Below are 16,873 nucleotides of genomic sequence, written 5' to 3' on the forward strand. Positions count from 1 at the left end.
AAATCATCTTAGTGTTATTATTTTAGGTTTTATGTCTCAGGTATGTCTCATTTCACTTATTCATTTATTCTGTTTCTTCGCTTGACGTCGCTTTTTATAAATAGTTTCTTCGATGATTGAACCTGCGATAAGACCGATGGCGATAATCCATTTACCAATTAGTAACCACATAATGTCTCACCTTCTCTATCATTGACTTACTATTATATTTCCCTATTCAACTATTTTAATTCATCACATGATTATACATACTCAAATGTTGATGGACCGCTATAAATATATTCAACTACATGATGGTTCTTTAAAGAAAGTGGCACATCAATGACTCTTTGATTTAATGATCCTTTATAAGGTAAGTTAGGACGATACAATTGTGTTATAAACATTCCATCCACTAAAACGTCTACATATTCTAATAATTGATGACGTTTACCTTTATTTTGCGCTAAATATTCATATTGAAACCCAGTCCATACCCATATAGACTTTTGCTGTCCAAAATGTTGTCGAAACGTTTGTACTAACTTCAAGGTTACGTCTAAATTACAAAATGGTTCTCCACCTAAAATACTTATGCCACTTATAAAATTAGGTTCACAATATGTGATAATTTCTTCTAATATATCATCTGTAAAAGGTTCTCCATATCTAAAATTTTGTGCAGCTTCGTTATAACAATTAAGACATTGAAATGGACAACCAGAAACGTAGACACTACAACGTACGCCTTCTCCATCTACAAAACTATGCGTCTCTATTTTAGCGATATATCCACGCCCATTTTCAATTTTCAAATAAGATTTCATGCTTTAGATTCCTTCATATGTTTAACACGGGCGCACATTTCTTTATGTCTACCTTCAATGACAGGACGTTGTACTGGATTACCTAAATAGCCACATGTACGTTTAACTACATCTACTGTTTCTGGGTTATCATTGCCGCATTGTGGACATTTATAACCTTTCTTAGTAGACTCAAAATCTCCATCAAAGCCACATTCATAACAATGGTCAATAGGAATATTGGTTCCTAGGTACCCTACTCTTTCATAAGCGTAATCCCATACTGTCTCTAATGCCTTAATATTATGATTCAATTTTGGGTATTCGCAATAATGTATAAAGCCACCGCTCGCATAATATGGATAATCCTTTTCAAAATCAATTTTTTCAAATGGTGTAATATCTTTTCTTACATCATAATGAAATGAATTTTGGTAATAACCTTTATCTGTGATATCTGGAATGTCACCGAACCGTTCTTTATCTAATCGACAGAAGCGATCTGTCAAAGATTCACTCGGTGTACTATAAATACTGAACCAAATATCATATTGATTGGTCCATTGTTCTTGAAGACGTTTCATTTCCTTTAATATTTCTAGCGTAAATGCTTTAGCTTCTTGATTATCCTCCCATTCAGGTCCATAAAAAACTGTTGCAGTTTCATATAACCCAATGTAACCCATAGAAATGGTAGCTCTTTTATTTTTGAATAAAGTATCGACTTGGTCATCATCGTTAAGTTTGTATTTAAATGCACCACTTCTATACAGAATAGGAGCATTATTGACTGTAGCACTTTTTAGTCGTTCAATTCTATATACTAATGCATCATGCATTAATGTCATTTTGTCGTAAAATAGTTTCCAAAACGTCGTCATATCCCCTTCTGATTCTAAAGCTATTCTAGGTAAATTTAATGTCACAACACCTAAATTACAACGACCATTATTTTCAAATTCTCCTTTGTCATTGCGCCAACTTGGTAAAAATGATCGACATCCCATTGGTGCCTTAAAATCACCTAATAACTCAACAATTTTATCGTAATTTAAAATATCTGGATACATACGTTTCGTTGAACATTCCAATGCGAGTTGCTTAATATCATAGTTAGGATCATTTTGCTTCAAATTCACACCATCTTTAATCGAAAATACTAATTTTGGGAAAATAGCTGTTACCCTATCTTTACCTAGTCCTTTAATTCTTGTATTCAAAATAGCTTGCTGTATTTTTCGACTTAATCGATCAGTTCCTAATCCAAAACCTAAAGTCACAAAAGGTGTTTGGCCATTTGATGTATATAAAGTATTAATTTCATATTCCAAACTTTCTATAGCATCGTTAATATCTTTTGTAACTTGTTCGTCTATATACTTTTGAATCTGGTCTTCTTTCACATAATTATGAGCCATTTCACTATGATGCCGTTCATTACTTTCTGCGTATTTACTAAGTAATTCGTCTACACGATCAACTGTACAACCACCGTATTGACTACTAGAAACATTAGCAATAATTTGTACAAGTTGTGCTGACGCTGTTTGAATGGATTTAGGAGAAGTTACATTAGCATTACCGATTTCAAAGCCATTTTTTAACATACTTTCTGCATCTATAAGACAACAATTCGTTAAAGGTTGAAATGGATGATAATCTAAATCATGAAAATGAATATCACCACTTTCATGTGCTTGCGCTATATGTTTAGGTAATAAGTAATTTAAAGCATATGATTTAGAAACAATTCCTGCTGTTAAATCTCTCATTGTGGAAAATGTATTACTATCTTTATTAGCATTTTCATTTACAATAGTTGGGTCTTTTTCTATAAGTCCAGTTAATGATTGTTCTAGTTGATTCATCTTTTCACTCTTTTCTATATATAGTGTTTAATTTAAACTTAATCCACTATATATAGTTATTCAATGAATAACTCGACACTTAACCAAACTGTCATAAAGTTTTTACTAATTAATGAACAACTATAAAATAATACTTACATTATTGATGGCAATCCAATTGATAACAATGAGTGCGCTACTTATCAATACTATTATTTTAATCAGCATAAATAACTTATTTTTTTTAATAAAAAAAAGACAAACCCACCTCATGGTAAGTTTGTCTTAATAAACTCAATCTATATTATGAAATATAGTTGTATGAACCAGCTTGGCTAGCTGAAATTGTACGAGTTGATACGTTACCTGGTCCACCATTATAGTTCATTTCTGAAACTTTAATTGAACCATCAGAATTTACATTTTCAACATAAGCAACGTGACCATATGCACCTTGTGATGTTTGCATGATTGCACCTTGTTTAGGTGAATTACTTACATTGTAACCATCTTGTGCAGCAGCGTTTGCCCAGTTGCTAGCGTTGCCCCAGTTAGAACTAATTTTTCCGCCAACTTTGTCATATACATAATAAGTACATTGACCAGCTGTGTATGCATTTGAACCAGAGCTTGATTGACCTGAAAATGCAGTTGAATTATTTGATGATGGCGCATTTTGTGTAGTTACTTTAATATTTTTATCTGATGTTGAATAATCAGCACCTAATCCGCCACCTTGGTTATTTGAATTATTTGCTGTATAAGATTGTGTAGATTGATTATTATTTGTTGTAGCGTTATTTGAATTGTAGCTTTGAGTTCCTTGGTTACCATATGAATAACTATAGTAATTACCTTGTTGTGGTTGTTGAGCTTGTTGTTGATTTTGTTGGTTCTGTTGGTTAGGGCTCCAATTACCTTTCCAATCGTAATTGTAATTACCTTGTTGGTCTATTGTGTATGTGTATTCATATGAATAGGGATCATTAGGATTATATCCATTATTATTGTTTTCTGCTGCATCTGCATCATGTTGCATTAAACCAAAAGTTGCGAAACCTGCTGTTGCGATTGTAGCTGTAGCGATTTTTTTCATTTTAAATATCCTCCTAAAGATTGATATAACTATTTATTCTCTTTATCTCGTGGCTACCTTCAATTTTCAATTAATAAAAGTTTTTTACTCGTTAAATAACGACAAGTCACACTCTAACAGACATACAAGGGTTTGTGGTCAATGTTAATGTTTTGTAAATGAATCATAATAATCCAACATTTTTTGTAAAATTGTTGGATATCGTTGTAATGGCTTTCAATTCATTGCCTAGGCTATTATTTAATTATATTTATATTATTTATTACTGTTTATGTAATTTATCTGACAATTACAGACATAAAAATACTAAGATAATAGCTTTATTTCTACTATTATCTTAGTATTTGATAATCTGTTAATGTTGATTCAAATAATTCAATATAACTTGTTGATACATATCTATATAATCTAAATATCTAGATTTATAAACATATTCGTCTGTTTGATGTGCCAACGTTATATGTCCTGGTCCAATAATAGCTAAATCAAAATCTTCATCTTTATCCCCTAGTAATTCTGCTGCATCTGTTGCACCAACCATACCTGATACTTTGAAGTCGTGATTATATTCTAAAAATGTGTTTATTAAACGATTATCTTTATGCGTATAAACTGTAGGATGATTAACAGTGACTTCTACAGATAATCTTTCACTGTCTATTTCTTTTACAGTATCTTTAAATAACTTTTCAATAGCAACATTATCATATTCTGGCACTGTTCTTATATTAAATTCTGCGTAGGCAGATTCTGGCACTGTATTGAATTGCTCGCCTCCTCTAATAATTGAGTTTACAATTACTAGGCCTGCTGCCACATCTTCCTTTAGGTCACCATCATTATAATGACCTTGCTCTCTAATACATTCATCAATATAAGGATGAACATCAAGCGAATGTTCTTTTTCGTTCTTTTTGATTTCAACATATTTTTCTTTAATCCTTTGTATGAATGCAATTAATGAATTGATTGCGTTGTGCCCTAATGATGGTAAAGATGAATGTGCCGGTACGCCTTTAGATGTTACTTTTAATCCCATAGATCCCTTTGTTGCGTAAAAAGCGAAACCATCTGATGGTTCAGCAATGATCATTCCATCTAAATCATTAACATATCCTTGTTCTTTAAATAATTGAGCACCTGACATTTCTTTTTCTTCTGCAGCAGTAGCCATTAATCTAATTGTCCCTTTTTGTAAACGACCCGATTCCTTAATCTCAATCATGGCTATAATTAATGCTGCTAATCCACCTTTCATATCTGTTGTTCCACGTCCATACAACTTGTCATCTTCTTCAGTTAATTTAAAAGGATCATATTTCCATTCATTATAATCTCCTGCGTCAACTACATCCATGTGTCCTGATATAGCAATTTTAGGCTTTCCTTCACCTATTTCAGCAACTAAATTAGCACGACGATTGTCAACTTTTATTATTTTCGAATCAATATCATATTTGTTCAATAATGCTTTAAAATAATTACAAACCTCAAGCTCATTATCATTTTCAGTATTTATTTCTACAATATCAGCTAAAATTTTTATTTTATCTTCTTCTGAAAATACACTCATGTCATCATCCCCATTGTATTTCATGTAATTAATCACTTTACATTAAATATTTCACTTACAACCAATAAATAAACACTATTTTAAATATGTTTTTCATTGTATAAAGATTTTTTTGGAAAAACGAAGAGGATACGATGAAATATCAACTTTCTTCATCGTACCCTCTATTAATTAAATAACGAATTTTTTACTGTTTATAGACATAGTTAAATGTATTATTAAAACTCTTATAAATACTTCAAGACGTCCCCTATCTATATAAATTCATAGATTCAAGCCAACTTATAAATGATTGTTGTTCCGCTTGATTAAAATACTTTTCAGACAAAATATCTTTAAGTAGTTGCTGTTTCTTAGACGGATTTACTACTTTCATTTTAATTAATTGTCTTGCCTCATATAAGAAATCAATATAATTCTCATAAGATTTGTCATATGTTTCAGATAAATCTTGAATAATTTGTTTTCCTAATTTGGGACTTGCACCTTCTGTGGAGACACTGATAGTTAATCTTCCTCTTCTAAGTTGATTAGGAAACGTTATATTACCTTGTTGGGCATTACCAACATGATTAAATAGTGTGTGAGGGGATATATGATTTTTAATTTCATCGTTAACATGCGCTTGATTTGTAGCGGCAATCACTAGGTCGGCATTGTTTACATCTGATGCTTCAAAAGATTTTTCTTCCCACGTAATCTGTTGCTGTCGTACTAGTTGTTCCAATATATCTGTAATATGCGGACTGACTACATGAATTTGTGATGTATATTCAAGGAGCAAACTTACGCGACGAGTAGCAATTTTTCCGCCTCCAATAACAACTACATTCATATTTGTTAAATCAATCATTATTGGCATTTGCATGCGTAATCCCCATTTCTATTTTAATAGACATCTCTTTGATATCTATTTTCTTTTTTCATTTGTTTTAGATAATCTTCAGCTTCTGTTTCAGATAAATTTTGTTCTTTTATCAATACTTCTTTAATTGTTTGATGTACATCTTTAGCCATTTGTTTTTCGTCTCCACAAATGTAAATAGCCGCTCCGTTTTGAATCCATTCATTAAATTGCTCACTATTTTCTAAAATACGATGTTGTACGTACACTTTGTGTTCAGTATCTCTAGAAAAAGCAACATCTAGTTGAGTTAGATAACCTTTATCCAACCACTCTTGCCAATCTTCCTGGTATAGAAAATCCGTTTCAAAATGTTGTTCACCGAAGAATAGCCATGTATTTCCTTTTAATCCAAGTTCTTCTCTTTCTTGCATATAACTTCTAAATGGTGCAATGCCTGTTCCTGGTCCAATCATGATAACTGGAATATCACTATCTTGAGGGAATTTAAAATTCGGATTACGTTTTAAATAAATTGGTACTGTATCACCCGGTTGAAGGCGTTCTGCAAATTCTACAGAGCATACACCTTTTCTATTACGACCATGTGATTGATATCTAACTGCACCGACCGTAATATGTACTTCATCAGGTATCGCTTTATAACTACTTGAAATTGAATACTCTCTAGGCGGTAATTTTCTCAATAATTGGAATAGGTTATCTGGTTGTAATTCTGTTGTATCAAAATCATTTAATAAATCGATAAGATCTCGACCATCAATATAATTTTGAATCCATTCTTTATCTTGAACTCTCTCTTTTAAATCATCATTATCAAATAACACAGCAGCATTTTCTAACAATGGCTTTGTTAGTTTCGTAATTTCAAAGTAGGATGATAATGCTTCTTCTAAGTTAAGTGTATCTCCATCATCATTGATAAGTACTTGGTCTTCATAATCCCAACCTAATGTACTGATTAATAACTCTACTATAGCTGGATCGTTTTGTGGTAACACAACAATACAATCCCCTGGTTCAAAGTCTTCACCAAAATTATCTAATAGTAATTCAACATGACGTGTTTCTTTATTTGATCCTTCACCATTTAAATTAATATTTTCTAATACTTCCGCTTCATAAGGATTTGATTTAGAATATTTTCTTTCTTTTGCTAATTTTATAGACTCACTTACCACCTGTTCACTCTCTGTATCTTCAGGTTTAGAACCAATTGAATTAATCACATTGGCCATCCATTTTTCAGCGTCTTCTTCATAATCTACATCATAATCTATACGGTCATAGATACGTTCAGCACCTAATTCATCTAATCTAATGTCAAAATCTTTACCAGCTTGACAGAAATATTCATAGGTTTGATCACCTAAAGCTAATACTGAAAATCTTACACCATCTAATTTTGGTGCTTCGCGTCTATGTAACGCTTCGTGAAATTCAAATGCATTGTCTGGTGGGTCACCTTCGCCATATGTTGAGGTAATAATAAATAAGTCTTCTACTTTCTTAAGATCAGAAGTATTGAAATCTTCCATTGATTTTAATGTGACATCGTTTCCTAGGTTCACAAGTCTTTCTTCAAATATTTCAGCCAAACTTTGTGCATTTCCTGTTTCAGAACCATATAAAATGGTAATTGTTCGCGATTCTGGAGTAACTTCTGGTTCCTTTTCAGCTAGTAGCGCTTCAGTCTGTTGGTTACTTTGTACTGAATCACTTGAGTTCAACGTGGAAGTTGATTCTTTTTCATTATTTGACACTTGTTCACTAGCTAAAATGTATCCACTTAACCACATTTTTTGTTCGGGAGATAGTGTTTGAAGTAATTCATTAAGTTGTTCTGCTTGTTCCTCATTGAAAGGACTATTTGTGATGTTAATCTTCACTGTTTCCACCTCTTATCTTCAATACTAAATTCTTTAAATCCGTACTTTATATATGAAATGATTTGTCGTTCTATATTTTTTATTAATTTTAAATTTAAACGTTCAATCTGTAAGCGTTCAAATACTAATAGCTAATCATCTTAAAATTCTATTATACATATTAATTTTTAAGTCGGATTCGATTACTTTCATTATGTACCAAAACGTTAAAACAGTAAATGATAGTGTAATTACATCTCTTTTTTAGTACCATTTGATACGATTTGATTTCAAATTTAAAGATAAGTGGTTTATAAACAGTATCTTACTTAACATTTCTCAGGAAATAATACCTTTATTGTTATCAATTATGCGTTAACTCGCATAAAAACAGTATTATCACCTTGATATTTTGAAAGATATAGCTGTGTAAAATACCAAACTAAAAGATTTCCTAAGAAATCACGAATAAAAAAACTGCCCACAAAGTCATATACTTTGTCGACAGTCTGATTCAACCAGATTTAACTGATTATTTATCCAATTACAATTGATCCATATTTTCAATTAAAGTGATTTTGCCTTTTTTACTATGCACAACGACTGAGAAATCATTATCTTTATTACTATCGTAAATCAATTCATCGCCTTTACGTTCATCTGGCTCATTATATACGTCTGTAAAATCATCTTCTGATACATTCGAAGGTGCTACACCCACTCGATCAACTTTATCACCAGAATATAACACGGCTAAATCACCATATTTTTCATAATATGTTTGGCCCCCATCAACTTTGCCTGTAGGCTTGCCAAATTTACTTTCAACTTCTTTTCTCGTCATATCTTCATAAATGCCTTTGTAACCATCAGTAGAAGCAGATTTCATATAACCTTGATCGAAGTTACTACTAAATACATCAATCGTTGGTGCTTTTTCTGAACCTTTTTTATCATTTGATGCGTTATCATTTGATTTACTAGTATCTTTAGATTTTTTATTTGTCTCTGTAGTTTGATTATCGTCAGAACTATTATTGATTACATTGTTATAAAAATAATAAGCGCCATATAACAATGCTGCTATCAATAGAATAAAGATAATTGATAAAATCACGATCCATATCGGTTTTTTAGTCTTTTTATTTTGTTGAGGGTTATATTGATTACGATCTGGATACTGTTGATTAGTTTGTTCATTTTGTGATGCCGATGAAGTTGCTTTATCCTGATTATTTAAAGACTTCCCACATTTATTACAAAATGCTTGCCCAGACTTTAATTCATTTCCACAATTGGGACAATATTTCATTTTCATCGTTCCCTTCTCTCAATAATCGTTCACAGTTTATAGTTTTAAAAATATTGTTATACAATATTTTAAATTAATTTATGTAAAATGACTATCTTTTCTTTTACATTTTTAAAATTAATTGTTTTAATCCTATCAATTAATAAAAAAGTACCGCTCTAAAAAAGGGCGATACTTTTTATGAATCCTGGTCTTGATGTGTGTCTTCATATCGAATGCGTTGTCGATAACCATACGTACTTTCTTTTATTAATTTTTCATCGAGTAATCCAGCACCAATAGCACCTGCTACTGTGGAAATAGATGCTGCAAACCAAGGAATGCTTAAATATAAATCAGGGCCAGCTGGACCTTTAAGACTAATTTGTTTTCCTAAGAAATCTGCTGGTAAAAGAACTAATTCTGCGAATAAAAACATTAAATAGAGAATAATATAATATATGATAATTGCAATAAACAATGTCATAACAGTTGTTAAATTATATAATAAGGTGATTCTTTTATTTTTGCTGTGCTTTGAAGATTCCCACAGATCATGTGACACCATAATCCATAGCAACATACCTAATATTGCAATAATAGAGATACCAAATAATCGCCACATTGAGAAATTGTCAGCCAACTGCCACATGGTAGTAAATATTAAACCAAAGGCGCCTGTAGTAAAAGCGATAGCTACAATATTACTTAAACTAGCCATCATATTGAGTGGATTGTTCGCAAATGTCATGCCGCTAACTAACCTAAACATACCTCTTGTTCTAGAGCTTGATAAATATCGTGTATGATGAGTCTCTGTATTTTCTAAATATACTTGCGTTTTATCGATTTTAGATAAAGGAAACTGTTGCTTTATACTTTGTTCAATATTGTTATTTTCATCATAGTCACGATGATCTTGTTCAGCATGATGCACTTCATTGATAATTGTTAAAATCGCACTTTTAAAACGCTTTTTAACTGGTCTCCAACCAAATGCAGGATAAGAAAAGATAGCAGCACCATTTTTCATATTAATATCTACAGCTATCACACGATGTTGATGAAAAATAGGTAAATCTGTAATTGCAAGAACGTAATCCCACTCACGTTCATCGTGATACTCTTGAACTTTACTAAATATATCTTCTACATTTTCAGCATAACCAGTCAGAGGATCGACAACTAAGTCAATTTCCCATTCATATTGATTTTCATTTTGTTCAGATAAAATATCAGGAACATCTTCCATTATTTTTTCTGCAAGTGCTTCTGTAACACCAGGTGCTACTACTAAACCAATCATTTTTCGTTGCGACATTAGCGTCCCTCCTCTCTGTGCTCTTGTTTCTTGCCTTTGTTTAAATCATCATTACGATCATCACTTGAAGATTGCTGTTCCACTTCTTGATGTGATGGATCATGTTGCTGTTCTTCCTCTTGTTGTTCTTCTTGAGCTTCTTTATAACGTTGGTACTGACGATATGAATAAGTAATCTTACGGATTTTTTCTTCATTTTCAACTGTAGATCCCATTGCACCAGCTAATAAACCAAGTGAGGAAACAAACCAAATTAATCTAACGTAATTCATAAATGTAAATTCAGCTTGTGCACTTGTCCAACTATTAAATAAACTTACTGGTACGAATAAGGTAATACTTATAGTTAACAGTATATATAATACAAAATAGTTAATAAGAGTAATGACAACAAGTGTCAACATTGTAGTCGCATTATATATCCATCTATAAGTCCTTTGAGATTTAGCTGTTTTTCTTTCAATTAATCTATGGGCGTAAAAAAGCCAACCTGCCATCCCAACTATTGATATAATCATTAAGATAATAAATCTTAATGGTGAATAAATAACACTGAGTTCCCATGGCATTGAAAAAATTGAGACATATGTTCCAGTCGCAAAGGCTACAGAAATAATTTTTTTAAAGTTAAATACATTCTTCCACGGCTTATTTGCTCGTGTTAAGCCACATATTAACTGAATCCAACTTATTAACATTAATGTATTGATATAGCGTCTTTTAGCGGATTCATCTTCTGCAGGTTCAACAGAACGTAAATGTATGAGGGGGTGTGTACTAGGTTTCTTTAAGGGTTCATTATAATAAAGTTGTTCAATCATAGTTGTGATACTACTGATTAACTTTCGTTTTAAATCAATTGCTCCTAATGAGGGTAATGACAACATTGCAACTTGTTTGTCATTATCAAAATCACTCACTACAACTCTTTTTCCTGAAATACTTGGAAGATCCGTCACACATATTGCAAAATCCCAATTTTTTTCATTTTTAATTTGTTCAGCTTTATCAACACTTTCGTGTACATCTTCCGCAGATCCAATGATTAAATCTTCTTTTACATCAAAGTTCCACTGACTATCATCGTTAATTCGTTGTGATAATAAGCGTTTTACTTTAGGAATGATTTTTGTCACATGCTCGTGCACTACGCCTGGAGATGGTACTAAACCTACTGTATACATCGTCATACCTCCTTTCTTTATATAATTTTTGAAACTTTGGTCTAATTACCTATTATTAATAAAAATAGCAGAAACTATTTTAGTATATATAAATATAATGATATGCAAATCTTATTATTACCTAACTTTTCCTTTTTAAACCTTTTAAAAAGAATTAGCAGACAATAATACATAATAACTGTATTTATTAACATTTACAAACAATCTTTTTATACATTTACTTTTTTTAGCAAATAATAGTCTAAAATAAATAAGTTTAATCTCAAACACAAAACACCTTGAAAGGAACTCAATTGATTTCCTTTCAAGGTGTTGAATTAAAAATAAGCCTATTTACTTTTTATAGATATTACTTTAATTATTTCTCTTTATTATCGTTAAAACGACGTGTTACTTCGTCAGTGAAATCATCTTTGTTAGAATCGTCTTTTTTTAATTTATCTTTTTGACGACTTAATTCTTCGTGATGATTATGTTCATTAAAGTGATCATCTTCTCTATGTTCTTCTTCATATGAATCACGATGATTGTCTACATTGTTATCTCTTTGTTTATCATCTTTTAAATGATTATCTATATCTTCACGATGTTCTCTATGAACATTGTCTTCTTTACGTTGATTGTCATAATCATTATGATTATCTACTACACGGTCATTTCTTTTTTCATCAGTTTCATGATGACGTTGATTATCGTTATGTTGATCATTAGTATGATGTTCATTATTTCTATGCTTGTCATCATTATGATTGTCTACTTGTTTGTTTTTTCTAACTAATAACATAATACCAGCAATTATCCAGAATAATGCTGCTATCCAGTTCATCACTAATGATAGGACTCCTGCAATTAATAATAAGATACCTGCTAATTTTGCATGTTTTTTTATTAATAACGTTGCAATTATTGCAATTACAAAAATAACTAAACCGTATATTAGACCTACTTTAAAGATTGAAGGTAATAATTCAGACATGTGTGATGTTTAGTCTACGGCCGGATTAGAAGCTGCTTGTTCTTTCGCTTGTCTTTTTATTTCACTTTGCACTTCACTTCTTCCACCAAATAATGATGCTACCCCTAAAATTAATATTACAAATAATTAAGTAATGATCCCTAACCAAGCAAGGATGCGTTCAATTGTTCTTTTCATCAATTTACACCTCTTTCTCTATTTCTTAATCATTACCCAAATGAATATTAATATATGCTTAAATTATTAAATTAAATTCATAAAATTTTAATTATCCCTATTATATCAATGTTTAATAAGTATTATTTCTTTAATTGTTTTACTAATTTTGTAAATAAATAAGATGTCATTTTATACATAATAAAATAAATTATACCTACAATGAGAACAATACTTATAAAGCTTGTAATATATATACCTATGTATACTTCTCCAAACAAACCTAAAATTTCATATATAATTTTAGAAGCAAATAATGTATGAATGATAGCTACGATAAAAGGAATACTAAATAACCATATTAATTGTTGATCCAATATGTGTTTGATTTTCTGATTATCAATACCTAAATGTTCCATAGTAAGATAATTTTGAACATCTTCTTGTGCTTCAGAAACTTGCTTGTAATAAATAATTAAAAATATGCCAATAAATAGAACTAATGATACTAAACTTCCAACAAATATAAGTCCTCCATTAATGTTGTACCAAACGTTCTTAAATTGCTCATAAGTACTAATATCTATATCATGTTTTCGTTCAATCTCATGTATTATCGGTGAATCATTTCCTTTTAACTCATAGTCATTAAACTCTATCGTCGTATTTGTTAAATGCATGTTCGATTGTGATGTCGACTTGTTATAGTAGTTAACTATTTGATTTAATTCCCTATCATTTTTCACTATCAAATTAATATTTTCACTGAATCTTAGAGAATTAACGTTAGTCTGATGGACACGTTTTATATGGTAAGGTTTACCTTGTATGACTATTTTGTCAGAATCATCTAGAATATTCATATTAGTGTTTACGCCAACTTCATTATCTTTAAGATGGAGATGACGATTAAATTGATTATAGTCATTTAAATTCATAACCGTTATAAATACATTTTTATTACTCCCTGGATCAATATTAAATTTATTTGGTGTTTCACTCGGTTTTAATAATCTTTGATATTCTGAATTAGCATCCAAATATACATTAAACAATGATTGCGTATACACTTTAGGCGTATCGGCATTCGTCTTCTGTTTAATATCATTAATTACTTTTTTTACTTTTTTAGCCGTTTGTTGATTATGATGAAAGTCGCCATCTACACTTGTAACGTATTGATTTTTCCACATTTCATTTACATTTTTATCTAAACCTCTATATGTAGTTACTGTCATCCCTAAAGTAACAATTAAGAAAGTACAAAGTAGTGCTATGCTCGCCAAACCAATAGCATTAGATTTCATGCGTGTTCTTAGACCAGAAATTAAAAAGAAATGCTTAGGTTGATAATAATACTTTGGCAACTTTTGTAATCTTTCTATTATGAGCACACTGAATGAAACAAATAATAAATAAGTACCAGAAAATACGAAAAATATAGCTATAAACAATGCAAAAAAAGATTCAACAGGCGTATTGTCCTGCAATGCAATTCTATAACCATTGCCCACAAGAATAATGCCTACAAGTAGAAGTATATAATTGATCACTTTTTTAAAACGTCGCTTGTGATGAGCCTTTTTATTAATTAATTGCATAGGATTTTGTAGCGTGATTTTAAATTGATTAATCATAAAAAGTAATAACATCACTATAAATAACAACAGTAATGTAATCCACATTGCTTTAACATCAAATGGATATGCACGTAAACTAGTTTGATGACCTGTCGTAATTTTATTGATTAACATAAAGAATAATGATCCAAATAAATATCCACCCACGATACTAATTATCGTTATAAGGCAGTATTTTATTATATGTTCAATAAGTAACATCACTCTAATATGTTTCTTTTCCATTCCTAAAATAAGATACAGTGAAAATGTCTTTTGTTGTTGTTTCATTACAAATTGATTGGCATAAATGATAAAAATGACAGCTAATAATGACATGAATACATTACCAATAATTGCAAACATACCTAGCATTTGGTGATGTTGTTGTATATATGAATTAGTCGTAATAGATAATAATATGTATTCTATAGCAAATATAATACTTGAAGATAAAATAAATGGTAAGATGATATGTCGTTGTGTTACAAAATGACGCTTAACCATAGTCCAAATCATCGAAAAGGGCATCTCATTTACTCCCTCCCATTATTTAAGATAGCTAAACTATCAGCAATTCGCTTTTGATATTCTGATTGTCTTTCTTCTCCACGATAAATTTCATGGTACAAACGTCCATCTTTTATAAATATGACTCTATTCGCATATGAAGCATCAATATTAGAATGAGTCACCATCAAAATCGTTTGTAATTGTTGTTGATTAATTTGTTGAAATAATTGCATTAAATGTTTTGAACTTTTCGAATCAAGTGCACCAGTGGGCTCATCAGCTAATAAAATTTGGGGTTGTGTAATAAGCGCTCTTGCTATAGCTACTCGTTGCTTTTGTCCTCCAGAAATTTGGTTAGGAAATTGATTTAATATATCACTAATATTAAGACGCTGAGCTAAGTTATCAATACGCTGTTGCATAACTTTAACTGGTTTATTAGCTAAAACTAATGGCATTAAAATATTATCTTTGTTAGTCATTGAATCTAATAAATTAAAGTCTTGAAAGACAAAACCTAATTGTTCCCGTCGAAATGAAGCGATATCTTTCGATTTCAGTGATGCTAATGATTGACCATTGATTTGAATCGTTCCTTCTGTAAATTGATCGAACGTCGCAATAAGTTGAAGTAAAGTTGTTTTTCCAGAACCTGATTCTCCCATAATAGCTACAAATTCACCTTTATCAACAAATAAATTCATATCACTTAATGCTTCTGTCCTATTTAGCCCCTTGCCAAACACTTTTTTAACTTGCTTCACTTCTAATAACATATGGACGCTCCTTTCCTAATCATTACCTATTTTATATTAAAAAATAACCAACAACATTTATAATTTCTTACAAATTTTGTTGGTTACCTTACAATTTTGAAAGTTATCATTCTCTTGGAAAATCAATCGTAAATTGCGTACCACTGTTTAATTTTGATTCTACTTCAACGTTTAAATTAAGATGTTGAGATATGTGTTTAACAATAAATAAACCTATACCACTAGATGATTCATTAAGACTCCCATTATATCCAGAATATCCTTTGTCAAAGATTTTCGGTAAATCTGCTTGGCTAATACCTATACCATTATCTTTGATATGTAATTGTTTTGTTTCTGAGTTAAAGTTAATCCAAATATCTTTGCCACGTGCATACTTTAATGCATTATTTAACAACTGTTCTATTAATATAGATGCCCATTGTGCATCGGTTAATACGTTATCATCAACTGATTGATAATGGATTTTAGTATTTTGTTCAATAAAATGTACACGATACTTCATAATTAAAGGCTTGATTAACTCGTCAATTTTTACTTCTGAAATACTCATATCAGAAGCTTCATTAAGTAATTTCAAATAACTTAATGCTAGACTAGTATAATTATCTATTTGTACTATTTCTTGTCTTACTTGATTAACAACATTATGTTCATTACGTTCTAATAATAATTGGGTGGCAGTAATAGGTGTTTTAATTTGATGTACCCATGTTAAAAAATAACTTTCAATATCTTTTTGATATTCAGCTTGTCGTTTTTTTGTTTCAAATAATTCTTCTTCAAGTACCTCTATTTTATGTTTAAGATTAACTTGTTTTTGAAATCCTAAATAACTAATCCACCAATAAATCAGCATAATAAATAAAACAATAGCAATACCAAGCAGCAATGCACTCATTGAAAGTGAAAATACAAAAAAGATCACAGCAAATAATAATAATATTAATGTGACGATTGCAACTTCATTTTTAATTGTTTTTATAAAAGGTAACATCATTTT

At 30.6% G+C, this 16,873-nt stretch carries 13 protein-coding genes; all 13 read right to left on the reverse strand.

Annotation, left to right across the window (positions count from 1 at the left end; all coding sequences use genetic code 11):
• Window positions 1–242: 242 nt before the first annotated feature.
• The 13 genes from nrdG to LFT63_RS08150 all read right to left on the reverse strand — a co-directional run bounded on the left by nrdG (window position 243) and on the right by LFT63_RS08150 (window position 16,870).
• Window positions 243–806 (reverse strand): anaerobic ribonucleoside-triphosphate reductase activating protein, encoded by a 564-nt coding sequence (gene nrdG / locus LFT63_RS08090; RefSeq protein WP_029055930.1) that lies wholly within the window; start codon window positions 804–806, stop codon window positions 243–245.
• The gene (gene nrdD, locus LFT63_RS08095) at window positions 803–2,653 is read right to left on the reverse strand and encodes an anaerobic ribonucleoside-triphosphate reductase (RefSeq protein ID WP_029055929.1); all 1,851 of its coding nucleotides are present in this window, start codon (window positions 2,651–2,653) and stop codon (window positions 803–805) included. Before nrdD ends, nrdG begins: the two co-directional genes overlap by 4 nt.
• A gap of 283 nt (window positions 2,654–2,936) precedes the next feature.
• Window positions 2,937–3,728, reverse strand: coding sequence for a CHAP domain-containing protein (locus tag LFT63_RS08100; RefSeq protein ID WP_017636659.1), 792 nt, complete (start codon window positions 3,726–3,728; stop codon window positions 2,937–2,939).
• A 355-nt stretch (window positions 3,729–4,083) separates the two neighbouring features.
• Window positions 4,084–5,301: an ArgE/DapE family deacylase gene (locus tag LFT63_RS08105; RefSeq protein ID WP_117239279.1), complete on the reverse strand. Its 1,218-nt coding sequence runs from the start codon at window positions 5,299–5,301 to the stop codon at window positions 4,084–4,086.
• 250 nt (window positions 5,302–5,551) lie between these two features.
• Window positions 5,552–6,169, reverse strand: a complete 618-nt coding sequence (locus tag LFT63_RS08110; RefSeq protein WP_029055927.1) for an NAD(P)-binding protein — start codon at window positions 6,167–6,169, stop codon at window positions 5,552–5,554.
• Window positions 6,170–6,189: 20 nt separating this feature from the next.
• Window positions 6,190–8,055 (reverse strand): assimilatory sulfite reductase (NADPH) flavoprotein subunit, encoded by a 1,866-nt coding sequence (locus LFT63_RS08115; protein ID WP_340768657.1) that lies wholly within the window; start codon window positions 8,053–8,055, stop codon window positions 6,190–6,192.
• 523 nt (window positions 8,056–8,578) lie between these two features.
• Window positions 8,579–9,346 (reverse strand): zinc-ribbon domain-containing protein, encoded by a 768-nt coding sequence (locus LFT63_RS08120; RefSeq protein ID WP_026083450.1) that lies wholly within the window; start codon window positions 9,344–9,346, stop codon window positions 8,579–8,581.
• A gap of 178 nt (window positions 9,347–9,524) precedes the next feature.
• The gene (locus tag LFT63_RS08125; protein ID WP_340768660.1) at window positions 9,525–10,646 is read right to left on the reverse strand and encodes a 5,10-methylene-tetrahydrofolate dehydrogenase; all 1,122 of its coding nucleotides are present in this window, start codon (window positions 10,644–10,646) and stop codon (window positions 9,525–9,527) included.
• Window positions 10,646–11,830 (reverse strand): 5,10-methylene-tetrahydrofolate dehydrogenase, encoded by a 1,185-nt coding sequence (locus LFT63_RS08130; RefSeq protein ID WP_340768661.1) that lies wholly within the window; start codon window positions 11,828–11,830, stop codon window positions 10,646–10,648. The genes LFT63_RS08125 and LFT63_RS08130 overlap by 1 nt, the downstream gene beginning before the upstream one ends.
• 358 nt (window positions 11,831–12,188) lie before the next feature.
• On the reverse strand, window positions 12,189–12,806 hold the full coding sequence (locus LFT63_RS08135) for a hypothetical protein (RefSeq protein ID WP_340768663.1): 618 nt from the start codon (window positions 12,804–12,806) through the stop codon (window positions 12,189–12,191).
• Window positions 12,807–13,105: 299 nt separating this feature from the next.
• Window positions 13,106–15,112: an FtsX-like permease family protein gene (locus LFT63_RS08140; protein WP_029055923.1), complete on the reverse strand. Its 2,007-nt coding sequence runs from the start codon at window positions 15,110–15,112 to the stop codon at window positions 13,106–13,108.
• 5 nt (window positions 15,113–15,117) lie between these two features.
• Window positions 15,118–15,870 carry an ABC transporter ATP-binding protein gene (locus tag LFT63_RS08145; protein WP_029055922.1) on the reverse strand — a complete coding sequence of 251 codons (753 nt, stop codon included), beginning with the start codon at window positions 15,868–15,870 and terminating at the stop codon, window positions 15,118–15,120.
• A 106-nt stretch (window positions 15,871–15,976) separates the two neighbouring features.
• A complete protein-coding gene (locus LFT63_RS08150) occupies window positions 15,977–16,870 on the reverse strand; it encodes a sensor histidine kinase (protein WP_029055921.1) in 894 nt (297 codons plus the stop codon).
• Between the last annotated feature and the right edge of the window lie 3 nt (window positions 16,871–16,873).

This window comes from Staphylococcus sp. FSL H8-0121 (genome assembly GCF_038008425.1).
Lineage (GTDB): Bacteria > Bacillota > Bacilli > Staphylococcales > Staphylococcaceae > Staphylococcus > Staphylococcus pasteuri.